20 protein-coding genes and 2 tRNA genes are annotated in these 24,536 nt (G+C 40.0%); 17 read left to right on the forward strand and 5 right to left on the reverse strand.

Annotated features, from left to right (window positions below):
• Positions 1-114: 114 nt before the first annotated feature.
• The 4 genes from gatD to FOA33_RS02635 all read right to left on the reverse strand — a co-directional run bounded on the left by gatD (position 115) and on the right by FOA33_RS02635 (position 5,200).
• Positions 115-897, reverse strand: a complete 783-nt coding sequence (gene gatD / locus FOA33_RS02620; protein WP_033583499.1) for a lipid II isoglutaminyl synthase subunit GatD — start codon at positions 895-897, stop codon at positions 115-117.
• Entirely contained in the window at positions 897-2,240 is a 1,344-nt protein-coding gene (murT, locus tag FOA33_RS02625) for a lipid II isoglutaminyl synthase subunit MurT (RefSeq protein WP_221160545.1), read from the reverse strand. Before murT ends, gatD begins: the two co-directional genes overlap by 1 nt.
• Positions 2,241-2,531: 291 nt before the next feature.
• The gene (locus FOA33_RS02630) at positions 2,532-3,287 is read right to left on the reverse strand and encodes a hypothetical protein (RefSeq protein ID WP_033686809.1); all 756 of its coding nucleotides are present in this window, start codon (positions 3,285-3,287) and stop codon (positions 2,532-2,534) included.
• A gap of 596 nt (positions 3,288-3,883) precedes the next feature.
• Positions 3,884-5,200, reverse strand: a complete 1,317-nt coding sequence (locus FOA33_RS02635; RefSeq protein WP_221160546.1) for an FAD-containing oxidoreductase — start codon at positions 5,198-5,200, stop codon at positions 3,884-3,886.
• Between the two features lie 340 nt (positions 5,201-5,540).
• Here FOA33_RS02635 and FOA33_RS02640 point away from each other — a divergent pair, with 340 nt between their 5' ends.
• The 17 genes from FOA33_RS02640 to FOA33_RS02720 all read left to right on the forward strand — a co-directional run bounded on the left by FOA33_RS02640 (position 5,541) and on the right by FOA33_RS02720 (position 22,706).
• On the forward strand, positions 5,541-7,118 hold the full coding sequence (locus tag FOA33_RS02640; RefSeq protein WP_221160547.1) for a DEAD/DEAH box helicase: 1,578 nt from the start codon (positions 5,541-5,543) through the stop codon (positions 7,116-7,118).
• A 281-nt stretch (positions 7,119-7,399) separates the two neighbouring features.
• Positions 7,400-8,188: a GTP-sensing pleiotropic transcriptional regulator CodY gene (gene codY, locus FOA33_RS02645; RefSeq protein WP_000940727.1), complete on the forward strand. Its 789-nt coding sequence runs from the start codon at positions 7,400-7,402 to the stop codon at positions 8,186-8,188.
• The gene (locus FOA33_RS02650) at positions 8,188-8,763 is read left to right on the forward strand and encodes a cysteine hydrolase family protein (protein WP_221160548.1); all 576 of its coding nucleotides are present in this window, start codon (positions 8,188-8,190) and stop codon (positions 8,761-8,763) included. The genes codY and FOA33_RS02650 overlap by 1 nt, the downstream gene beginning before the upstream one ends.
• Positions 8,764-8,843: 80 nt before the next feature.
• Positions 8,844-8,929, forward strand: a tRNA-Leu gene (locus FOA33_RS02655).
• A gap of 270 nt (positions 8,930-9,199) precedes the next feature.
• Entirely contained in the window at positions 9,200-9,811 is a 612-nt protein-coding gene (locus FOA33_RS02660; RefSeq protein ID WP_221160549.1) for a CPBP family intramembrane glutamic endopeptidase, read from the forward strand.
• Positions 9,812-9,945: 134 nt separating this feature from the next.
• Positions 9,946-11,223 carry an ABC transporter permease gene (locus FOA33_RS02665; RefSeq protein WP_221160550.1) on the forward strand — a complete coding sequence of 426 codons (1,278 nt, stop codon included), beginning with the start codon at positions 9,946-9,948 and terminating at the stop codon, positions 11,221-11,223.
• A 12-nt stretch (positions 11,224-11,235) separates the two neighbouring features.
• Positions 11,236-11,868: an ABC transporter ATP-binding subunit Vex2 gene (gene vex2 / locus FOA33_RS02670; protein WP_000173734.1), complete on the forward strand. Its 633-nt coding sequence runs from the start codon at positions 11,236-11,238 to the stop codon at positions 11,866-11,868.
• 285 nt (positions 11,869-12,153) lie between these two features.
• The gene (vex3, locus tag FOA33_RS02675; RefSeq protein WP_221160551.1) at positions 12,154-13,533 is read left to right on the forward strand and encodes an ABC transporter permease subunit Vex3; all 1,380 of its coding nucleotides are present in this window, start codon (positions 12,154-12,156) and stop codon (positions 13,531-13,533) included.
• 141 nt (positions 13,534-13,674) lie between these two features.
• Entirely contained in the window at positions 13,675-14,331 is a 657-nt protein-coding gene (gene vncR / locus FOA33_RS02680; protein ID WP_221160552.1) for a response regulator transcription factor VncR, read from the forward strand.
• Positions 14,328-15,656: a sensor histidine kinase VncS gene (vncS, locus tag FOA33_RS02685; protein WP_221160553.1), complete on the forward strand. Its 1,329-nt coding sequence runs from the start codon at positions 14,328-14,330 to the stop codon at positions 15,654-15,656. The genes vncR and vncS overlap by 4 nt, the downstream gene beginning before the upstream one ends.
• 139 nt (positions 15,657-15,795) lie before the next feature.
• On the forward strand, positions 15,796-16,677 hold the full coding sequence (locus FOA33_RS02690; protein ID WP_001019007.1) for a class II fructose-bisphosphate aldolase: 882 nt from the start codon (positions 15,796-15,798) through the stop codon (positions 16,675-16,677).
• Between the two features lie 232 nt (positions 16,678-16,909).
• Positions 16,910-19,132 (forward strand): N-acetylmuramoyl-L-alanine amidase family protein, encoded by a 2,223-nt coding sequence (locus FOA33_RS02695; protein WP_221160554.1) that lies wholly within the window; start codon positions 16,910-16,912, stop codon positions 19,130-19,132.
• Between the two features lie 292 nt (positions 19,133-19,424).
• Positions 19,425-20,417 carry an ABC transporter ATP-binding protein gene (locus FOA33_RS02700; RefSeq protein WP_221160555.1) on the forward strand — a complete coding sequence of 331 codons (993 nt, stop codon included), beginning with the start codon at positions 19,425-19,427 and terminating at the stop codon, positions 20,415-20,417.
• 1 nt (position 20,418) lies between these two features.
• A complete protein-coding gene (locus FOA33_RS02705) occupies positions 20,419-21,237 on the forward strand; it encodes an ABC transporter permease (RefSeq protein WP_221160556.1) in 819 nt (272 codons plus the stop codon).
• A 1-nt stretch (position 21,238) separates the two neighbouring features.
• Positions 21,239-22,024, forward strand: a complete 786-nt coding sequence (locus FOA33_RS02710; protein ID WP_213988725.1) for an ABC transporter permease — start codon at positions 21,239-21,241, stop codon at positions 22,022-22,024.
• Between the two features lie 99 nt (positions 22,025-22,123).
• Positions 22,124-22,196: transfer RNA gene (locus tag FOA33_RS02715), tRNA-Thr, on the forward strand.
• A gap of 192 nt (positions 22,197-22,388) precedes the next feature.
• On the forward strand, positions 22,389-22,706 hold the full coding sequence (locus tag FOA33_RS02720; protein WP_084932985.1) for a hypothetical protein: 318 nt from the start codon (positions 22,389-22,391) through the stop codon (positions 22,704-22,706).
• A 27-nt stretch (positions 22,707-22,733) separates the two neighbouring features.
• Here FOA33_RS02720 and FOA33_RS02725 read toward each other — a convergent pair whose 3' ends face one another.
• The gene (locus tag FOA33_RS02725; protein WP_221160557.1) at positions 22,734-24,533 is read right to left on the reverse strand and encodes an N-acetylmuramoyl-L-alanine amidase; all 1,800 of its coding nucleotides are present in this window, start codon (positions 24,531-24,533) and stop codon (positions 22,734-22,736) included.
• Positions 24,534-24,536 lie beyond the last annotated feature (3 nt).

Consider the following 24,536-nt stretch of genomic DNA (forward strand, 5'->3'; position numbering starts at 1 on the left):
TCTACCTCTCTATTTTGGCAAAAAAAGAGAGAAAATGCAAGAGAGAAGGGTAAAAGAACAGGCGAAAAGAACTCCGACAAGATAGTGGAGTTCTTTTATCTAATTTTCCTTAGTTTAAGAAAAGTCAGCCTTGCTTTTCACGTCGCTGTATTCTTCAGCGATTTCTTGACTGAGAATGTCCTCATAGGCAGGGAGTTGGATGTCCTGACCGTATTTCTTCTTGAGGGCAGTAGTGACTAGGCGATAAGCCAGATTGGCATTGCGTGAGAGGATAGGTCCGTGGAAGTAGGAACCAAAGACATTCTTATAATGAACCCCTTCGCCGATCTTTTCTTCGTTGTTTCCATTTCCATAGACTACCTGTCCCAGTGGTTTTTGGTCATCTGAGAGGAAGGTACGACCCTGGTGATTTTCAAATCCATAGTAGGTTTCATCGAAATCTTCATTGTGAATTTTGATGTCACCGATAAAGCGGTTATTGGTCTGGTTGAGAGTATAGTGGCCCATGACCCCTAGCCCTTCGATGCGCTTGCCTGAAGCTTCAACATAATATTGTCCCAATAGTTGAAAACCACCGCAGATGGCTAGAACAACACCGTCGTTTTGGATGTAGTTGTCAATGCTCTCTTTTTTAGCAGGTAAGTCTCCTGCGATGATGCTTTGTTCAAAGTCTTGCCCCCCACCGAAAAAGGCGATGTCGTAGTGGTTTTCATCAAAGTCATCATGGAGAGAAACGATGTCAACTGTTACATGAGCTCCGAGTTTCTCAGCCACATACTTGAGCATGAGGATATTTCCATTGTCCCCGTAAGTATTCATGAGGTTTCCATAGAGGTGGGCAATGTTGAGCTGATAAGGGTAGTTGCCAGCTTTTGAGGAAAGTGAAGTATAAACCATTAGTTCATCTCCTTTCTAACAATCTGACGACTAGCCAGCAGCTCGCGGAATTCCAGCATAGCCGTATAGGTCGCAAGGATATAAGCATGCTTGCAGTTTTGGGCTTCAATCGTGTTAAGAACTTGTTCCAGACTACTTGTTTCAGTGATTTTATCAGCTGGGTATCCTGTCACCCGTAGACGACGCGCAATTTCAGAGTGACGAACACCACCGGCGTTGATTTCAGGAATGTCCATATCAGTGATTTGTTCAAAGTCAGCATCCCAAATCCAGCTAGTGTCAATCCCATCAGCATAGTTGGCATTAAGGAGAACAGATAAACTAAATGGATAAGGCGCTAGTTTGATCATCTCGATAGCTTGGGTCGCACCAACAGGATTTTTAATCAAGACAAGAGTACACTCTTTATCACCGATATGGAAGGTTTCCTGGCGTCCAAAGACAGCACGGCTCTTGTCAAATCCCTGCTTGATGAGTTGCGAATCTGCACCGAGGAAACGGGCAATGGCAACTGCAGCTAGGGCATTGTAGATATTATAGAGTCCGCCGATTTGGATACCATATTCTTGTCCGTCAATGACAAAGCGGGAGCGATTGTTGGTCAACTCAACCAGTTCTGTCAAGCGATAGTCGAGATCAGGACGTTTGCAACCACAATTTTCACAGATATAGGCACCCAAGTTGGCATAGGTATTGTGTTCATATTTGAGGATGCCTTGACAGTCTGGGCAGAGAATACCTTCAGTATTGTAGTGAGCAAGTTTTGCTGGACCTTTCTCCAAGTCAAAACCAAAATACTGAACTGGATTTGGAATAGCTGGCTTGTAGAAAAGGGGACTGTCGCCATTGAGGAGAACAGTAGCCGTAGGCACCTTACGGATGGCATCTAAAATCATCTTATAAGTCGTATAAATCTCACCGTAGCGGTCCATCTGATCGCGGAAGATATTGGTGATGACGAAAAGACTAGGCTGAATGTAGTCACAGATACGAGATAGGCTGGCCTCGTCAATTTCGAGAACGGCAATGTTTTTTCCAGTTTTAGAGGATTTGGCAGTCAAGAAAGTTGTCGTAATCCCAGTGATCATATTGGCGCCACTAGGATTGGTCAGAACCTGACCATAGACTTCTTTTAAAATGCCGACAGTGAGGGCAGTTGTCAGGGTTTTCCCGTTGGTTCCAGTGACCACGACAATCTCGTAGTTCTTCGCTAAATTTTGTAAAATATCTTTATCAAATTGAAGGGCGAGTTTTCCTGGGAGCGTACTTCCACGGCCAAGACGGCTCAAGATGAAGTGAGAAGAACGCCCAGCTAGGAGGCCCAAAGTAGTTTTTAATTTCATGTTTCTATTATATCATACTGCGCCCAGCAGTCCAATAACTAAAGTAACCTCTAAGATCAACTAAAGAAGTAACCTTAGAGGTTTACCTTAGGTTCTGATTAAACCAATCAAATACAATATCTTTGAATTTGATAACTTTGGCAACTTTAAGAAATAAATCTTTCTTGCTCTGAACATAAGAAAGGAGAGGACATCGATTACCTTCTACAGGTTTTAAAATTTCATTAATCCATTATAGTTGACAAAGATACCTAACTTTTGGGATTTAGATTATTTTTTGGAAAGTCTCTTTTATAATAAATTACGAATTTTTTCTTTTATAAATGCGTTAAGAGGATAGTGTTTATCAAGATATTCTAGGAGTGCCTGAGCAGATTCAGAAATTCGTTCGTAACCTTGCAAAAAGTAGGGTAATTGTTTGGCTTCATTTGGATAACCTTTTTCAAATCGTCTGTTGCTGTTAAAAATATCTATAAAATTAGATTTAGAAGTTTTTTCCAAATTGATTAGTTCAGTCCAGAGCTTGACAGATCTGTTTTGGATGAAATCATAAGCAGCCAATTTTTCCCCTCGTTGATAGCGACCTAGTCCTATATATAGGTTGCATAAAATTTCTCCCAACAGCCATTCACGATCTCTATTTTCTTTTGATGGCAATCTTTGTGGCTGGCAGATTGTTCCATCAAAACCGACCTCCTTCCAGATAATTTTGCCTTCAGCGAAGGGAATGTTTACTAGTTCGTGAGCTTCAAAGATAGCAAATTCACAAAAAACATCATCTTCAAATAGAACTTTATGTCCGTCCACTGTATTTTGGTAGTGAAATGCAATTGGTTCTAGATTACTTAACCAGGTTAGGTCCTGGATATAGGCCTGCTTGTAGCCATCTTTTACAATAACAAAGAAATCCAAATCGGAGTACTGATCCAATCGTTCTCTTTCTGCTCCGCAAGAACCAAGTGCCAGCAAAGCTAGTGCTTGTCTAGAATCTTTTAGAGACTGACCAATATCATCTAGTCTTTGTAATAGTAATTCTGTTTTATTCATATCGTTACCTCATTGTTTCTTGTTTACAGACATTATATAGTTAATATTTTCGAAAGTCAATTTCATCCCATACCAAATATATACTAATGTAATATGGGATTTCTTTCGATATTTTTTACAATGATAAAGTTTAAACATTTTGCGGAGTTTTGCTCATATTATCAAGAACGAAGAAATTTGAAGTATCCTTTGATTGATTAGAAAGCGGTTCTTATCTTCAAAAAGATTAAATGATTTGGAAAATATTTGAGAAGAAAAAATATATCGACTTAGCCATCAATTTGCAAACGGTAAAACCTTTCCACAAACGATGAAAATATACATACGACCCGCGAAAAGAGTGGATAATTTACTAATTAGGCATGAAACAATCATTGCAAAATATCTTTTTAAATTACTCATAAAACGATGAGTTGAAGCAAGTTATTTAAAGTCATATGTATTGCTGATATTTAAAAGAGCGACCTGAGACTCAATATATAATTAGGACTACTAAATAAAGTTGGGATATTATATCATAAAAGAGGGAAAAGACAGATTTGAGATTTCGCAGAAACAAAAACAGCCCAGTGAGGGCTGTGAGATAAGACTTCAACTTAAATCGCAAACAAGTCATTCAAGTTCTCAGCCAAGGTTGGGTGAGTAAAGATTTGTTTTGTGAAGTAAGTGTAAGGGATCTTGTTGTCCATCGCAACAGTGATGATGTTGATGATTTCTTGAGAACCTTCTGAGAAGATACTTGCTCCAAGAATTTCTTTTGTTTCAGTATTGACAACAGCTTTGAAGGCTCCACGAAGATCTCCATTTACGTGACCGCGAGGCATTGCTGCAACAGGGATTTCCTTCACTGCGTATGGAAGTTTCAAATCAGCTGCTTGGCTTTCAGTCAAACCAACTTGTGAAAGTGCAGGTGTGATGAACATAGTGTTTGGTACATTGAGACGGTCTTCAAGTGTGTAGCTACCATCTCCAGCAAGGTAGCTGTAGACAACACGGAAGTCATCAAGTGAGATGTAGGTAAATTGAGGTCCACCGTTGACGTCTCCAACTGCAAAGACACCAGGAACGTTTGTTTGACAGTGTTTGTCTACTTTGATAGCACCACGCTCTGTTAGTTCAATATCTGTGTTTTCAAGTTGAAGTGGTTCTACGTTTGGTTTACGTCCAGTTGCGTAGAGAAGAGAATCGAAGCGGTAAGTTTCGTTTTCAGTTACGACGAGAATTTGGTCACCGTCGTTTTTGATTTCAGTAGTACGGATGTTTTGAAGCAATTCAATACCGTCTTCTTCCATGTATTGTTTAGCAAGAGCTGCGATGGAAGGTTCTGCACGAGGTAGGAAAGTATCCAAGGCATCTAGGACTGTAACTTTGCTTCCAAGTTTGTTGTATAGACCTGCAAATTCAAGACCGATATTTCCACCACCAAGGACACCAAGTTTTTCAGGCAATTTGTCCAAGTTTTGGATACCTGTTGAGTCAAAGACGTTTTTGCTTGTAGCAAGTCCAGGGATTGGCAAGACGTTTGAAACAGCACCAGTGTTGATGACGATTGTTTCAGCAGTCAGTTCTTGTTTTTCATCACCAACTTGGATTTCGATGACTTTGTTTGAAAGGAAGTGAGCTTCCGCATCAAAGATATCCACACCTGTACCCGCAACAGTAGCATAGTTTTTACCGTTGAGGCGACCAGTGATTGTGTTTTTGGTAGCAATGACTTCTTCAAAAGACAAGTCTTTCTCAGCAGCAACTAGCAAGGTTTTAGTTGGGATACAACCAATGTTGATACAGGTTCCGCCATACATAGCTTTACTACGTTCAACGAGGGCAACTTTTTTGCCAGTTGAAGCCAATTTACCGGCTAGTGTTTTTCCAGCCTTACCGAATCCAATAACGATTAAATCATATGTTAACATTTATAGTCCTCCTATTCGATTTTCATTCTAGCATAAGAAAACACTTTTTGCACAAATCTGCTACGGGAAATGATTTCCGGTCAAAAAGTCTATCAAAAACTTTTATAATTCTAGTTTAATCAATAATAAATCGTTTACATAGTTTCCATAAAGGATTCTACTATCTTTTGCCCCTCTCTTGTGTTATACTAGATAGGTTGCAAAGAAACCAGTACTTTTCTTTTGTGGAAAAGAAGCAACACGATTTTATATCCAGTATATGAAAATACGTCATAAAAAGAAAAGTATAAACTAAAGCCCTATAGGGTGGCTTCGCACCACCTTTAGAAAGAAGAATAACGTGAAATTTAATGAATTAAACTTGTCTGCTGAATTGCTGGCAGAGATTGAAAAAGCTGGATTTGTAGAAGCCAGTCCCATCCAAGAACAGACCATTCCATTGGCTCTTGAGGGAAAAGACGTTATCGGTCAAGCACAGACTGGTACAGGAAAAACTGCAGCCTTTGGCTTACCAACTCTTGAAAAAATCCGTACAGAAGAAGCGGCCATCCAAGCCTTGGTCATCGCTCCAACTCGTGAACTCGCTGTTCAAAGTCAAGAGGAACTTTTCCGCTTTGGTCGTAGCAAGGGAGTGAAAGTTCGTTCAGTTTACGGTGGTTCAAGTATTGAGAAACAGATTAAAGCCCTTAAATCTGGTGCCCACATCGTGGTTGGAACACCAGGCCGTCTCTTGGATTTGATCAAACGCAAGGCTTTGAAATTGCACGATATTGAAACCCTCATCCTTGATGAAGCGGACGAAATGCTCAACATGGGCTTCCTTGAAGACATCGAAGCCATCATTTCCCGTGTCCCTGAAAATCGTCAAACCTTGCTCTTTTCAGCAACCATGCCAGATGCTATCAAACGTATTGGTGTTCAGTTTATGAAAGACCCTGAGCATGTGAAGATTGCTGCCAAAGAATTGACAACAGAGCTGGTGGACCAGTACTATATCCGTGTCAAGGAACAAGAGAAATTTGATACTATGACCCGTCTCATGGACGTGGAACAACCAGAACTTGCTATCGTATTTGGTCGTACCAAACGCCGTGTGGATGAATTGACTCGTGGACTTAAAATCCGTGGTTTCCGTGCCGAAGGTATCCATGGTGATTTGGACCAAAACAAACGTCTTCGTGTCCTTCGTGATTTTAAAAATGGGAATCTTGATGTTTTGGTTGCGACAGACGTTGCTGCGCGTGGCTTGGATATTTCAGGTGTGACCCATGTCTACAACTACGATATTCCACAAGATCCTGAAAGCTATGTTCACCGTATCGGTCGTACAGGGCGTGCTGGTAAGTCAGGTCAGTCTATTACTTTCGTAGCTCCAAATGAAATGGGCTACCTTCAAATCATCGAAAACTTGACTAAGAAACGCATGAAAGGTCTCAAACCTGCAAGTGCAGAAGAAGCCTTCCAATCTAAAAAGCAAGTGGCGCTCAAGAAAATCGAACGTGATTTTGCAAATGAAGAAATTCGTTCCAACTTTGAGAAATTTGCTAAAGACGCTCGCAAATTAGCGGCTGAATTTAGTCCTGAAGAATTGGCTATGTATATCTTGAGTCTGACAGTCCAAGATCCAGACAGCCTTCCTGAAGTGGAGATTGCGCGTGAAAAACCACTGCCATTTAAACCATCAGGTAATGGCTTTGGTGGCAAAGGTAAGGGAGGTCGTGGAGGCCGTCGTGGAGACGACCGTCGAGATCGTGATCGCCGTGGCAATGGTCGCCGTGATGACTTCAAGAAAGGCAACCGCGGAAACGATCGTTTTGATAAAGACAGACGTTACCGTAATAAAGACAATAAAAAACCTCGCAACACTTCAAGCGAAAAGAAGACCGGCTTTGTTATTCGTAACAAAGGAGACAAATAGAAAAAAGCGATTCACACTGTGAATCGCTTTTATATATAAGGAGACCGATAGTAAAAGAAGATGGTGATAGTAAAGGATAGGTGAAACGGAAAGGGATTTATCATGTCATCTTCTTATAATGTTATAATATCAAAAATAAAATAGGATGTCAATAAAAAAATCGCTTTTTTCTAAAATATTTTTGCTGTTCAAAATTGCAATTAAATAAGCAATTTTCAGATAATAATTGAAAATTCACGCTCTTTATGTTATAATGGTAGCGATTAAATGCGAGGTAAAAAATGGCACATTTATTAGAAAAAACAAGAAAAATTACTTCTATTTTGAAACGCTCAGAGGAGCAACTTCAAGATGAACTTCCCTATAATGCGATTACACGCCAGTTGGCAGATATTATTGATTGTAACGCTTGTATTGTGAATAGCAAGGGGCGCCTTTTAGGCTACTTCATGCGTTATAAAACGAATACAGATCGTGTAGAGCAGTTTTTTCAAACTAAGATTTTTCCAGATGATTATATTCAAGGTGCAAACATGATCTATGATACGGAAGCCAACCTTCCTGTTGAACATGATTTGACCATTTTCCCTGTAGAGAGCCGTGCGGATTTTCCAGATGGTTTGACGACCATTGCTCCGATTCATGTGTCAGGGATTCGCCTAGGTTCGTTGATCATTTGGCGCAATGATAAGAAATTTGAAGATGAAGATTTGATCCTTGTCGAGATTGCGAGCACGGTGGTAGGGATTCAACTGTTGAACTTCCAACGTGAAGAGGATGAGAAAAATATTCGTCGTCGTACTGCTGTTACCATGGCGGTTAATACCCTTTCCTATTCAGAACTTCGTGCCGTATCAGCTATTTTAGCTGAATTGGATGGAAATGAAGGACAATTGACTGCATCAGTTATTGCAGATCGTATTGGAATCACGCGTTCTGTAATTGTCAATGCTCTTCGTAAACTGGAGTCAGCAGGAATTATTGAGAGTCGCTCACTTGGAATGAAGGGGACTTATCTCAAAGTTCTAATTGGTGATATTTTTGAGGAAGTGAAAAAGAGGGACTACTAATGGCAAAGGCTTTAATCTCAATTGACTATACAGAGGATTTCGTAGCAGACCATGGAAAGCTGACTGCTGGAGCACCTGCTCAAGCAATATCAAAAGCCATTGATCAGGTAACCAGATTGGCTTTTGAACGTGGGGACTATATCTTTTTCACCATTGATGCTCATGAAGAGAAGGATGCATTCCACCCAGAAAGCAAACTCTTTCCACCACACAATATCATCGGAACTAGTGGGCGTAACCTTTATGGCCCCCTAGCTGACTTTTATGCTGAGCATGAGGCGGATAGTCGCGTCTTTTGGATGGACAAGCGTCACTATTCAGCATTTTCAGGAACGGATCTAGATGTCCGTTTGCGGGAACGTCGGGTTGATACAGTCATCCTAACTGGAGTCCTGACTGATATTTGTGTTCTTCATACGGCTATTGATGCTTATAACCTCGGCTATCATATTGAGATTGTTAAGCCTGCGGTTGCCTCTATCTGGCCAGAAAATCATCAGTTTGCTCTTGGACATTTTAAGAACACTCTGGGAGCCAAATTGTTGGATGAAAATCTGGCTGAAATCCAAGAATAATTCCCTTGGAAAAATGAAAAAAATCTGAAAAAAGTGTTGACAAAGATTTTGAAAGTTGATATACTAGTGAGGTAATCGACGCGGGGATGGCGGAATTGGCAGACGCGCAGGACTAAGGATCCTGTGACCGCTTTAGGTCGTGAGGGTTCAAGTCCCTCTCTCCGCATAGGATAAGAGTTAGCTTTGGCTAGCTCTTTTTTGTTAGTGTGCATAGTGATTATTCAACAAGTGAGGTCTGCCTTTCTTGTTTTTTCTTTTCTTTTAAATAGTGCTATAATATAGATAGAAAGTAACCGTAAAAGCTCTTATACGAAAGATAATAGAGTAATGGATACTAATAGGTTTAGTTAAAGCAGATATATAAGTTAGGGAAGGAGGAGTAGATAGTCGTTTGGTATTTGAAATGAGTATTTCAAAAGTGTAAAGGAGGATTACGATGGGTAATGAACTTCAACGAATAATGAGCGCCTTTATTCAAATTCTCTTTCTTATTTTACTACCTTCTATCTGGTGGTTTCTGACTGTGAGGGGGAAGGTCCCATTTATGGAATGGATGGGGCTAAAAGCTATCAAAAGAGTAAAAACTTTACAACTGATTTTATGGATAGTGGGGGGATTTTCCTTATTTACTATTTTTTCTATCCTTATCTTTCCTCTTACTCGTGGTCTAGCAACAGCCACTTCGGCTTTTTCTGCTATGGGTTCTAAGGCTTTACCAAGTATTCTAATTTACAGTATTTTGCAAACATCTTTACCAGAGGAGCTATTATTTAGAGGTTTTCTACTGAAACGAATGGCAAATCACATGCCGTTTGTCTTTGCAAATACCATACAGGCCTTCGCTTTTGGATTGCTTCATGGAGTATTGTTTGCTTCAGTAGTAAGTTTGGAAGTCACTTTTTTCATTGTATTTTTTACTGGAGCAATAGCGGCTTATCTTGGTTTTGTTAATGAAAAGAAAGCAGGAGGATCAATTATACCAAGTTGGCTAATGCATGCCACAGCCAACATCCTCTCTGGTTTAGTTTCTGCATTTTCTTTGCTTTGAGTGGATAAAGTTATAAAAATGGAGCTGGTAGAAATACCAGCTTTTTTTCAAAAAATAAATCAAAAAATATTTTTGATTTCATAAATATTTCATATTTGGATTTTATAATAGTCTTACAAATATGGAGGTGACAAATGAATCCAATCCAAAGAGCTTGGGCTTATGTCAGCAGAAAACGACTGAGAAGTTTTATTTTATTTCTGATTTTATTTGTCCTTTTAGCAGGAATTTCAGCCTGTTTGACGCTGATGAAGTCCAACAAAACAGTAGAAAGCAATCTTTACAAATCACTCAATACATCTTTTTCTATCAAAAAGATAGAAAATGGACAGACCTTCAAGTTGTCAGACCTAGCATCCGTGAGCAAGATTAAGGGACTGGAAAATGTCTCTCCTGAACTTGAGACGGTCGCAAAACTGAAAGACAAGGAAGCGGTGAGTGGTGAGCAGAGTGTAGAACGCGATGATTTGTCAGCTGCGGACAAGAACTTGGTTAGCTTAACGGCTCTTGAGGATTCATCCAAGGATGTCACCTTTACCAGTTCGGCTTTCAATCTAAAAGAAGGCCGACACCTTCAAAAAGGGGATTCCAAGAAAATCCTGATCCACGAAGAGTTGGCTAAGAAGAACGGTCTTTCGCTTCATGACAAGATTCGCTTGGATGCTGGACAGTCAGAATCTGGAAAAGGTCAAACAGTTGAATTTGAAATTGTTGGCATCTTTTCTGGTAAAAAACAAGAGAAATTTACAGGCTTGTCTTCTGACTTCAGTGAAAACCAAGTCTTTACAGACTATGAAAGTAGTCAAACCCTTTTGGGAAATAGTGAACCTCAAGTTAGTGCAGCGCGCTTCTATGTAGAAAATCCTAAGGAAATGGACGGACTCATGAAGCAAGTGGAAAACTTGGCTTTAGAAAGTCAAGGCTATCAAGTAGAGAAGGAGAACAAAGCCTTTGAACAAATCAAGGACTCAGTAGCAACCTTCCAAACCTTCCTCACTATCTTCCTTTATGGGGTTATGATAGCTGGAGCTGGAGCCTTAATTTTGGTCTTGTCTCTCTGGTTGAGAGAAAGGGTCTACGAAGTGGGGATTCTTTTGGCACTTGGAAAAAGCAAGATCTCAATCTTCCTACAGTTCTGTTTAGAGGTGGTGTTGGTATCTCTTGGAGCTTTGCTTCCAGCATTTGTTGCAGGAAATGCCATCACATCCTATCTGCTCCAAACTGTACTAGCCAGTGGAGATCAGGCAACCTTACAGGACACACTAGCCAAAGCAAGCGGTCTATCAACCAGTCTCCTATCCTTTGCAGAATCCTATGTCTTTCTGCTCTTGATTAGTTGCTTGTCTGTAGCCCTTTGTTTCGTATTTCTATTTAGAAAATCGCCGAAAGAAATTTTATCATCTATTAGTTAAGAAGGAGAAATCATGACTTTATTACAATTGCAAGATGTTACCTACCGTTATAAGAACACTGCTGAAGCAGTTTTATATCAGATCAAGTATAATTTTGAACCCGGAAAATTTTATAGTATCATTGGTGAGTCAGGAGCTGGAAAATCCACTCTCTTGTCCCTACTGGCTGGTCTAGATAGTCCTGTCGAGGGTTCTATCCTTTTCCAAGGAGAGGACATTCGGAATAAGGGATATTCTTACCATCGCATGCACCATATTTCCCTGGTCTTTCAAAATTATAACTTGATAGATTATCTTTCTCCGCTGGAAAATATCCGCTTGGTCAACAAAAAAGCAAGCAAGGATACACTTCTTGAGCTTGGTTTGGATGAAAGTCAGATCAAGCGGAACGTTCTCCAGTTATCAGGTGGTCAACAGCAACGTGTAGCCATCGCTCGCAGTTTGGTATCAGAAGCTCCAGTTATTCTAGCTGATGAGCCAACAGGAAATCTGGACCCTAAAACTGCTGGAGATATTATCGAACTGCTCAAATCACTTGCCGAGAAAACAGGTAAATGTGTAATCGTTGTTACCCACAGTAAAGAAGTGGCACAAGCGTCAGATATTACACTTGAATTGAAGGACAAGAAACTGACTGAAATATAGAATCTAGTTATTAAACTTTAAAATAGTATTAGTTGGTAACCAGATACGTGTAAAGTAATAATAAACAAAGTGAGTCTTTGATAACTATTTCCCGCAATAGTGATAGCCTAGATAATAACAGAGTTATTATCTAGGCTGGAATTTTTGAGACATATGGCTCAAAAATTAGGGATGAAATTCCTACAGGAAGTTGCTCCCGTCCGCACAATCTAAGGGAAATAGTAAAAAAATAATTTATATAAGTTATAAGACATTGAAATAGAACAAAATCTAGAAAGGAAACCTATGCTACACAACGCATTTGCCTATGTTACAAGGAAGTTTTTCAAATCGATTGTTATCTTCCTGATTATTCTCCTCATGGCGAGCTTGAGTTTGGTCGGCTTGTCGATCAAGGGAGCTACTGCCAAGGCTTCTCAGGAGACCTTTAAAAATATCACCAATAGCTTCTCCATGCAAATCAATCGTCGCGTCAATCAAGGAACGCCACGTGGTGCTGGGAATATCAAGGGTGAGGATATCAAAAAAATCACTGAAAATAAGGCCATCGAGTCTTATGTTAAACGTATCAACGCTATCGGAGATTTAACTGGATATGACCTGATTGAAACGCCAGAAACCAAGAAAAATCTCACTGCAGACCGTGCCAAACGGTTTGGAAGCAGTTTGATGATTACAGGTGTCAATGACTCATCTAAAGAAGATAAGTTTGTCTCTGGCTCATATAAGCTGGTTGAAGGTGAGCACCTAACCAACGATGACAAAGACAAGATTCTCATGCACAAGGACTTGGCAGCTAAACACGGCTGGAAAGTCGGAGATAAGGTCAAATTGGACTCCAATATCTATGATGCAGACAATGAAAAAGGAGCCAAGGAAACAGTTGAAGTGACAATCAAGGGACTCTTTGATGGTCACAATAAGTCAGCAGTAACCTACTCACAAGAACTCTATGAAAATACAGCTATCACAGACATTCACACTGCTGCAAAACTTTATGGATACACAGAAGACACAGCTATTTATGGGGACGCAACCTTCTTTGTAACAGCGGACAAGAACTTAGATGACGTCATGAAAGAGTTGAATGGTATCAGTGGTATCAACTGGAAGAGCTACACACTTGTGAAGAGCTCCTCTAACTACCCAGCTCTAGAGCAATCCATCTCTGGTATGTATAAGATGGCCAATCTCCTCTTCTGGGGTAGCTTGAGCTTCTCAGTCCTTCTCCTTGCACTCTTGCTCAGTCTTTGGATCAACGCCCGTCGCAAGGAAGTGGGAATTCTCCTCTCTATCGGTCTCAAGCAGGCAAGTATCTTGGGGCAATTTATCACAGAATCAATCTTGATTGCCATTCCTGCTCTTATTTCTGCTTACTTCCTAGCCAACTATACAGCTCGTGCAATCGGAAACATCGTCCTTGCCAATGTTACTTCAGGTGTTGCCAAGCAAGCCAGCAAGGCTGCTCAAGCCTCTAACCTTGGTGGTGGTGCTGAAGTAGATGGTTTTAGCAAGACCTTGTCGAGCCTAGATATTTCTATTCAGACATCAGACTTTATCATCGTCTTTGTTCTTGCTTTAGTTCTAGTCGTTCTTGTTATGGCGCTTGCTTCAAGCAATCTCCTTAGAAAACAACCAAAAGAGCTCTTGCTCGATAGCGAATAAAAAACTTGCTACCTATTCTCCCCTAAATGGGGTATAATATAGGTAGCATTTTTATCTATTTTGCCTTGATAGGAAGAGGTCTTATCAAGGCAAAATAGAAAGATTAACAAGAAATTTAAAGGAATGTGAAACGTTTTTTCTATGAAAATTTTAATTGTAGAAGATGAGGAGATGATCCGTGAGGGGATCAGTGACTATTTGACGGATTGTGGTTATGAAACCATTGAAGCAGCAGACGGTCAGGAAGCTCTGGAAAAATTTTCCAGCTATGAGGTTGCTCTAGTGCTGCTGGATATCCAGATGCCCAAGCTCAATGGCCTCGAAGTCCTAGCTGAGATCCGTAAAACCAGTCAGGTCCCTGTCCTGATGTTGACCGCCTTTCAGGATGAAGAATACAAGATGAGTGCTTTTTCTTCGCTAGCAGATGGCTATCTGGAAAAACCCTTCTCCCTCTCCCTTTTAAAAGTGAGAGTAGATGCGATTTTCAAACGCTACTACGATACGGGACGAATCTTCTCCTATAAGGATACCAAGGTGGATTTTGAGAGCTACAGTGCAAGCCTAGCAGGTCAAGAAGTGGCTATCAATGCCAAAGAGTTGGAAATTCTGGACTATCTGGTGAAAAATAAAGGACGGGCCTTGACTCGTTCTCAGATAATCGATGCTGTCTGGAAGGTGACAGATGAGGTTCCCTTTGACCGTGTTATTGATGTCTATATCAAAGAACTGCGGAAAAAGCTAGACTTGGATTGTATCCTCACTGTGCGCAATGTTGGTTATAAATTGGAGCGAAAATGAAACGAACAGGTCTATTTACTAAAATATTTATCTATACCATCTCGATTTTTAGTGTTCTGGTTATTTGTCTTCATTTAGCCATTTATTTTCTCTTTCCATCAACTTATCTAAGTCATCGTCAGGAAACCATTGGCCAGAAAGCGACAGCCATTGCCCAGTCCCTTGACGGAAAGGATAGGCAGAGTATCGAGCAAGTGTTAGACTTGTATTCCCAGACCAGTGATATCAAAGGGTCTGTTAAGGGTGAGATGACTGAGGACAAGTTAGAGGTTAAGGATAATTTTCCACTAGATACAGCTCGTCAGACAACTTCACTCTTCATTGAAGAACGCGAGGTAAAAACGCAAGATGGTGGAACTATGACTCTCCAGTTTCTAGCGTCCATGGATTTGCAAAAAGAAGCAGAGCAGATTAGTCTCCAATTTCTCCCCTATACCTTGTTGGCATCCTTTCTAATTTCCCTCTTGGTTGCTTACAACTATGCTCGGACCATTGTTGCCCCGATTTTGGAAATCAAGCGGGTGACCCGTCGGATGATGGATCTGGATGATCAAGTACGTTTGCGCGTGGATTCTAAGGATGAGATAGGTGATCTCAAGGAACAAATCAATAGCCTTTACCAGCACCTTTTGACAGTTATTGCGGACTTACATGAGAAAAATGAAGCTATTCTCCAGCTGGAGAAGATGAAGGTCGAATTTCTACGAGGGGCTTCTCATGAATTGAAAACACCTCTGGCTAGTCTCAAAATCCTAATCGAAAATATGAAGGAAAATATTGGTCGTTACAAGGATAGAGACCACTATCTAGGAGTTTCCTTGGGGATTGTGGATGACCTCAGTCACCACGTTCTCCAGATATTGTCTCTTTCTTCTGTGCAGGAATTGCGAGACGAGAAAGAAGAGGTTGAGCTCCTTCAGATGACGCAAAGTCTGGTCACAGATTATGCTTTGCTCGCCAAGGAGAGAGAACTTCATGTAGACATTAGCCTAACTCATCAGCAGGCTTATATAAACCCATCTGTCATGAAACTAATCCTATCGAATCTCATCAGCAATGCTATCAAGCACTCCACTCCAGGTGGCTTGGTTCGAATTGGAGAAAGAGAAGGGGAACTCTTTATCGAGAATAGCTGTAGTCCTGAAGAACAAGAAAAACTGGCCCAGTCTTTTTCTGACAATGCTAGTCGTAAGGCCAAGGGTTCGGGAATGGGGATCTTTGTGGTCAAAAGTCTATTAGAACATGAGAAACTGCCTTATCGTTTTGAAAGGCAGGATGATCGCTTGACTGTCTTTATACGCTTTCCTAGAGTTAGCCAAGATTAAAAAAGAAAGGGTTTACATTGATCGGATTAGAAGAAATTCAATCTAAAGCATGGGAAAAACTAGCTTTTTTTATCAAAAAGTGATAAAATGAACAATGTAAATGGGTTGACCCATAAAAATATACAGGAGGCCTGATAAAATGGCAATCGTTTCAGCAGAAAAATTTGTCCAAGCAGCTCGTGACAACGGTTATGCAGTTGGTGGATTTAACACAAACAACCTTGAGTGGACTCAAGCTATCTTGCGCGCAGCAGAAGCTAAAAAAGCTCCAGTTTTGATCCAAACTTCTATGGGTGCTGCGAAATACATGGGTGGTTACAAAGTATGTAAACTTCTCATCGAAAACCTTGTAGAATCAATGGGAATTACTGTACCAGTTGCTATTCACCTTGACCATGGTCATTATGAAGATGCACTTGAATGTATCCGAGTTGGTTATACTTCAGTTATGTTTGACGGTTCACACCTTCCAGTTGAAGAAAACCTTGAAAAAGCTCGTAAAGTTGTAGAATTTGCTCATGCAAATGGCGTGTCAGTAGAAGCTGAAGTTGGTACTATCGGTGGTGAAGAAGACGGAATCATTGGTGATGGCGAATTGGCTCCAATTGAAGATGCTAAAGCAATGGTTGCAACTGGTATTGACTTCTTGGCAGCTGGTATTGGTAACATCCACGGTCCTTACCCAGCAAACTGGAAAGGTCTTCACCTTGATCACTTGCAAAAATTGACAGAAGCAGTTCCAGGCTTCCCAATCGTATTGCATGGTGGTTCAGGTATTCCTGATGACCAAATCCAAGCGGCTATCAAACTTGGTGTTGCGAAAGTTAACGTTAATACTGAATGCCAAATCGCATTTGCTAACGCAACTCGTAAATTTGTTGCTGAATACGAAGCAAACGAAGCAGAATACGATAAGAAGAAACTCTTTGACCCACGTAAATTCTTGAAACCAGGTTTCGAAGCAATTACAGAAGCTGTTGAAGAACGTATCGACGTATTCGGTTCAGAAGGTAAAGCTTAATCTAGCTGAACAATACATACAGAACCTGCCCATTAGGCAGGTTTTTTGTGTGGTAAAAATAAATGATATAGACTTTGTATTATGCCTTTGATATAATTAATTTAGATTAAAGGTAAATATCAAGTTTTTTTAAAAATTTCGACTTTTAATGTGTGGTACTATATAGTTTTAAAACTTGATAAAGTTACTAGCTAGTTTTAGTATATTAGAATTATTGGAGTTTAGGTTAGAGATGAAAGATAATATTGTAAGTTTTTTTCAGTATTTTTTATGGAAAAGAAAAATTAAAGAGGTTCATACTCACAGTGAGGCTAGTGTTAGACGAGTTTTTAGGTCTATTGCCCAGAATGGATTTGATCATTATGGTGAGTCAGTACCTTATGGACGGGCTAAGTGGTTTATTGAGTCAGAACAAGAATTTTATAATGAATTCTCTAATACTGAATTTGAATATTTTGGTTATTCTCCGGTTAGAAGTTTAAAGGAAGAAGATTTCAAAGAATATGGTTTACTCTTGACTCAGTATGGAATTTTCGAAAAAATGCAAATCAAGGATCAAGACAGGTGTAATGTACAATTTTTTCCATTTTCAAATTTATGGAAAGTAGAGGTAGATGATAATGATCAGTTAGCATTTTACTATCCATATGGGATAATTAAGCGTTTGAATGTTTCGAATAGTTTGAATTATGTTGTTAGAGAATTGAATGAATTAATTGCCTCTGGTTATACAAATGATGTACAAGTTGAAAATTTAAACTCACAGTTATTGAAAATTGGTAAAAAGAATGTTAATTCAACTATCTTTAGAAGAGGAAGTGAAATAGGAGTTATTTCTTGGATTTTATTAAGTGTTGGTGATAGATTGCATAAAGCTCAAATAAATGCGATGGTTAGTGCTCCATCTGGGCATGGACATGCAGCTGAATATGCAAATAATCTAATGGATAAGATTAAATATCCATTCCACCATGTAAGACAAACTGGTCAAGATAATGCCAAAAATGGAGCGGATCGAATGGTTGGAAATCAAAAAATTCAAACTAAATATTATGCAAGAGCAAGCGGAACTGTAAACTCAGCTTTCGAGTCTAAAAGCGAAGGAGGAATGTATAAATATAAAGGAATGCAATTGGAAGTTCCTAAAGACCAGTATGATAGAGCAGTGGAATTATTTGAAGAAAAAATTAGACAAGGTAAAGTTGAGGGAGTTAATAATCCAGCTGAGGCAAAAAATATCATCAGAAAAGGTCATATTACCTATAATGAAGCAAAATTGATAGCTAAAGGAGGTAATTTGACGTCGATTAAATTTGATGCAATTGATGGAGCTATTAATTCATTACCAGGTGTAGGTATAAGCTTTGTTATTGTCTTTTCTCAGGCTAAATGGTCAGGTGCAGAAACCAAAGATGCGGCTTTAATGGCTGGTAAAGTAGGATTACGAACCCTAGCTATGGGAACTAGTATCTATGTTGCGTCACAGCAATTTGCAAAAATATTTACAAAACAAATTAATGATTATTTTGGAAAAAAAATTACAGCTGAAGTGGTTGCAAGACGAGCTGCACCGGTTATATCGTTTGCTGTCATTATGGTACCAGATGTCTTTGAAACCTTAGTCGGGAGAATTTCTTCACAGCAGCTATTAAAAAATGCAGCAGTTGCTGGGGGCGGTATGATGGCAGGAGCTGGTGCAGGTGCGGTTGGTGGTGCAATTGCTGGACCAATAGGAGCATTAGCGGGTGCGATTATAGGAGGAATTGCAGGAGGAATAGGAGCAAAAGCAATTGCGGATCAATTCATAGAAGATGATCGTGTCGAAATGTTTGCTCAATTAAAAGAAGAGTTTATTGATATTGTGATGGTTATTTCGCTATCTCAGAAAGAGTTTAATAAAATTCAAGAAGATGTCTTTAATGAACAATTAGAAAGTTTACTGAAGGACATGTTCCAGCGGAAAGAAAATAGTCGAACGTATGCGAAAGAGTTTGTTGAGGAAAAAGTTAAATCTGTCATAAAAGATAGAAAACGAGTTGAATTGAAGGAAATTATTGAGGCTGTTCAAGTAATAAATAATATTCAAGATTCATCGGAATCAGGATGGACACAAAATGATGGTGCTTGGTACTATCTAAATAATAGCGCTTCTTTAGCAAGGGGTTGGATTCAAGATAATGAACATTGGTACTATCTAAGTGAAGATGGAGCTTTGGTAACAGGTTGGTTTAAGTATAATGATATCTGGTATTACTTGAAAGATAATGGAGCTATGGCGACAGGTTGGATTCAAGATTCAGGGAAATGGTATTATTTAAATGAAGACGGATCAATGGTAACAGGTTGGTACCAAGTTGGCGAAACATGGTATTATTCATATTCTTCAGGAGAACTCGCAGTTAATACTACCATAGACGGGTATAGAGTTAATGAAAATGGAGAATATGTTGATTAAATTGAATATTTGAGATGAAATCATTTTTAATACTAACCTGCCCATTGGGCAGGTTTTTTTGGTGTTTTAAAAGAACGATTAAACCAGAATTTTTTATGATAGTATTATTTTAAGAGAAAAATTTTCAATTTTATAAACTTTAAGCAAACGCTTGCATTCTATTTTTTATTGGACTATAATAGGTTGGTATAAAGCCTTTTGTATTAATATTGAGAAGGTGTAGAAGGTAAGGATTTAGAATATTTGTAGTCAAAAATACAATGTTGTTATTCCTTGTGATAGGGAGATAGATATGGCAATGATAGAAGTGGAACATCTTCAGAAAAATTTTGTGAAGACAGTAAAGGAGCCGGGGTTAAAGGGGGCTTTGCGCTCTTTTATTCACCCTGAAAAGCAAACCTTTGAAGCGGTTAAAGATTTGACCTTTGAGGTTCCAAAAGGCCAAATTTTAGGCTTTATCGGAGCTAATGGTGCTGGGAAGTCGACAACCATCAAAATGCTGACAGGAATTTTAAAAGCGACATCTGGTTTTTGTCGGATTAATGGCAAGATTCCACAGGACAATCGCCAAGACTATGTCAAGGATATTGGGGTTGTCTTTGGACAACGCACCCAGCTATGGTGGGATTTGGCACTGCAAGAGACCTACACGGTTTTGAAAGAGATATACGATGTGCCGGACTCGCTCTTTCATAAACGCATGGATTTTTTAAATGAAGTCTTGGATTTGAAGGAATTTATCAAGGATCCTGTGCGGACTCTTTCACTGGGACAACGGATGCGGGCAGATATTGCAGCTTCCTTGCTTCATAATCCCAAGGTTCTCTTTTTAGATGAGCCGACCATTGGTTTGGACGTGTCGGTCAAGGATAACATTCGTCGTGCCATTACCCAGATCAATCAGGAGGAAGAGACTACCATTCTCTTGACTACTCACGATCTGAGTGATATTGAGCAACTTTGTGATCGGATTTTCATGATTGACAAGGGGCAAGAGATTTTTGATGGAACGGTTAGCCAGCTCAAGGAGACCTTTGGCAAGATGAAGACTCTTTCTTTTGAACTGGTACCAGGTCAAAGTCATCTCCTTTCTCACTATGAAGGTTTTTCGGATATGACCATTGATAGACAAGGAAACAGCCTCAATATTGAATTCGATAGTTCCCGCTACCAGTCGGCTGATATTATCAAGCAAACCCTGTCTGATTTTGAAGTCCGTGATTTGAAGATGATGGATACAGATATCGAGGATATTATCCGTCGCTTCTATCGAAAGGAGCTCTAAGATGGTCAAATTGTGGAGACGTTATAAACCCTTTATCAATGCAGGGATTCAGGAGTTGATCACCTATCGAGTCAACTTTATTCTCTATCGGATTGGCGATGTCATGGGGGCTTTTGTGGCTTTTTATCTCTGGAAGGCTGTCTTTGATTCTTCGCAAGAGTCTTTGATTCAGGGCTTTAGTATGGCAGATATCACCCTCTACATCATTATGAGTTTTGTGACCAATCTTCTGACTAGGTCAGATTCGTCCTTTATGATTGGGGAGGAGGTCAAGGATGGTTCCATTATTATGCGCTTGTTGAGACCAGTGCATTTTGCGGCTTCTTACCTCTTTACCGAGCTTGGGTCCAAGTGGTTGATTTTTGTCAGTGTCGGACTTCCTTTCTTGAGTGTGATTGTCTTGATGAAAATCTTATCTGGGCAAGGGATGGTAGAAGTGCTGGGCCTAACTGTCCTTTATCTTTTTAGCTTAACTCTGGCTTATCTGATTAACTTTTTCTTTAATATCTGCTTTGGATTTTCAGCCTTTGTATTTAAAAATTTATGGGGCTCTAATCTACTCAAGACTTCCATAGTGGCCTTTATGTCTGGAAGTTTGATTCCCTTGGCTTTCTTTCCAAAGATTGTTTCAGCTATTCTCTCCTTCTTGCCTTTTTCATCCTTGATTTACACTCCAGTCATGATCATTGTTGGGAAATACGATGCCAGTCAGATTCTTCAGGCACTCTTGCTACAGTTTTTCTGGCTCTTAGTGATGATGGGCTTGTCTCAGCTGATTTGGAAACGAGTCCAGTCATTCATCACCATTCAGGGAGGTTAGTATGAAAAAATATCAACGCATGCATCTGATTTTTATCAGACAATACATCAAGCAAATCATGGAATACAAGGTCGATTTTGTGGTGGGCGTGTTAGGAGTTTTTCTGACTCAAGGCCTGAACCTCTTGTTTCTCAATGTCATCTTTCAACACATTCCATCCCTAGAAGGCTGGACCTTCCAAGAGATTGCCTTTATCTATGGATTTTCCTTAATTCCCAAGGGATTGGATCATCTCTTTTTTGATAATCTCTGGGCACTGGGACAACGCTTAGTCCGAAAGGGAGAGTTTGATAAGTATCTGACTCGTCCTATCAATCCTCTCTTTCACATCCTAGTCGAGACCTTTCAGATTGATGCCCTGGGCGAACTATTGGTCGGTGGAATTTTACTAGCGACAACAGTATCAAGCATTGCTTGGACTCTTCCAAAATTCCTGATTTTTCTAGTCTGCATTCCTTTTGCGACCTTGATCTATACTTCCTTGAAAATCGCGACAGCCAGTATCGCCTTTTGGACCAAGCAGTCAGGAGCCATGATTTACATTTTTTATATGTTTAATGACTTTGCCAAGTATCCGATTTCCATTTACAATTCGGTCCTTCGTTGGTTAATTAGCTTTATTGTACCTTTCGCCTTTACGGCCTATTATCCTGCCAGCTATTTCTTGCAGGATAAGGATGTCTTCTTTAATATCGGTGGTTTGATTCTAATTTCCCTTGTCTTTTTTGTCATTTCTTTGAAACTATGGGACAGGGGCTTAGACGCCTACGAAAGTGCGGGTTCGTAAAAGGAAGAAACTCAAAGCCTTGTCTCAGGACAGGCTTTTCTAATGGTGATGAAAATTTCTTGACATCTATTTTCAGAGTGCTATACTAAAAGGGTAACAGCCGATTTAGCTCAGTTGGTAGAGCAACGCACTCGTAACGCGTAGGTCACAGGTTCGATCCCTGCAATCGGCAGAATCAAGAAGCCCAATTAAGGCTTCTTTTTTTTGTTGTCGATAATATTCAACCACTTAGACTGAGATAGAGACCAGATAGGCAAAAGGGCTTGTTCTGGGGGAAGCCCTCTGCTATAATGATTTTTGTAAGGGGCGTGAAGAGTTGGTGTCAGACAACTCAAGTTCTCAAAAAAGGAAATGGAGACAAAAAATGAAAAAATTATTGGGACTTGTATTTTTAGTAGCAGCAGCGCTAGTATTGTATTTCGGTTCTGTTGGTTGGCCAAGTTTGGATGTCAATCTCTGGTCACTCATTCCGGTAGGATTGTTCCTCTATTTCACGCTAGAGAACTTTTTGAAAAAAGACTACAAGGCTAGCTTGATGTGCTTGATCATCGCCTTTATCATTGCAAATACTATTTTTGATCTGTTGCCAATTTCAAGTGGTTTAGTGATTGGTGCCGGTGTGCTAGCATGTGTGGGGCTTGGTTACCTCTTTCCTGATAAAGATAAAAAAGAAGGCAAATAAAAAGTCTCGAGATTTCTCGAGACTTTTTTACTGACCAGCGTAATATTTTTGGATCCCTTTCACAATACCTGCGACCAGTTTATTTTGGTAGTGGTTATCTCTGATTTGTTGGTTTTCGGAGAAATTATCCATATAACCAAGCTCTAGGAGAACGGCTGGTTTGGCTGTTTCGCGTAGTACGGCAAAGCTACTTTCCAATAAGCCAGCATCCTTGGCCCCTGTTTCTGCAAGGAGAGAGGAGTGGATGGCAGCGGCGAGGCGTTTGCTTTCACTCATACGATCAGGGTGATTGTGCCAGTATTGATTAATCTTACTTGGATAATCAGGTTCATCTCTATAGGAGTAGGTTTGAATACCGCTCGCTTTTGAGTATGCGCTACCAGTTGCATTGAAGTGAATACTGATAAAGATGTCAGAGTTGGTTTTATTAACCATACGAGAACGTTCGGTAACAAAGTCAACGTCAATATCGCTATCACGAGAGGTGAGGACCTTGTAGCCCAGTTCTTCTAACTTAGCGCGAAGTTTGCGGTAAATCTGCATATTGAGATCTTTCTCAGCGACATTGTAGTAAAAGGCACCAGAATCTTGACCACCATGTCCAGGATCTAGGAAGATGGTATTGCTGTATTGACCTTTTGTAAATCCACCTTCAGTTGAAACCTCAGAAATCCATTGGCCGTATTTTTGGAACAAGTGTTCCTTGCCGTCTATCTTGTAAGTTCCTGATACATAATGTCCACTATCGTCCAGATAGTAACGAGCCTTGTAATAGTCGTCGTAAATCCACTCATTCTTGGCCATATAACCGCCAGACTTGAGGTAGTATGCCCCAATCCACTCCTGATTTGCATAACGGCCATCCGCTTTTAGATAGAACCAGCTATTGTAGGATTTATCAAAAATCCACTCTTTCTCCGCCATGGCTCCACTGGCTTTGAGGTAATAGCTTTCTTTCCATTTATTGGAAAGCATGACTCCATTTTGTTCAAAAGCATACCAAGAACCATTTATTTTCTCCCATTTGTCTTGGCTATATTTCCCATATTCATTAGCGTAATACCAATTTTTATTTATTTTCACCCAAGAGTTTTCTGCCATGGCTCCGCTACCGCCTAGCAGGTAGGCGCCAATGGTTGTCTGGCTGAGCATCACGCCGTTTTTATCAAAATAATACCAAGAACCGTTGATTTTCTCCCACTTGTCTTGCGAGATTCTGCTGGATGGTGTGACATAATACCAATTTTGGTCTAATTTAATCCAACCCTTTTCTGCCATAGCTCCACTATTTGTGAGCAGATAGCCGTCAACGGAGGTATTGCTGAGCATTCTTCCAGTTTGGTCAAAATAGTACCAGGAGCCGTTAATTTTTTTCCAGGTGCTCTGAGCAAGTCGCCCAGAGGGATCAGCATAATACCATTGGTTGTCCAAATTGGTCCAGCTATTTTCTACCATAACCCCATCTTGGTCAAAGGCATAGCCTTTGTAGACAGTAGAATGAAGACGATTACCATCTTGATCGAAGTAGTACCATTTGCCTTGGATTTGTTTCCAGTTCAAAGCAGGTTTATCATCTTGGTAAAAACGCCAGTGGTGATTTTCTTGGTGCCATCCTTCTTTTTTGGGCTTGTCTTCTTGCACATCTACTTTCGGAAGAACTTCTGATTTAGAGTTTTCCTCAACACTTGATTCTTTCTTTTCTTCTTTGGCAATTGATTCCTTGACAGCAGATGTGGATTGAGTTGTGTTTTCTTCTCCTGAGACGGATGCGGGTGCCAATCCTGCGATTGAAAGGATTAAAGCACTAGTCAGTAGTATCTTTTTCACTTT

Origin of the sequence: Streptococcus cristatus (assembly GCF_019685515.1) — a bacterium.
GTDB lineage: Bacteria > Bacillota > Bacilli > Lactobacillales > Streptococcaceae > Streptococcus.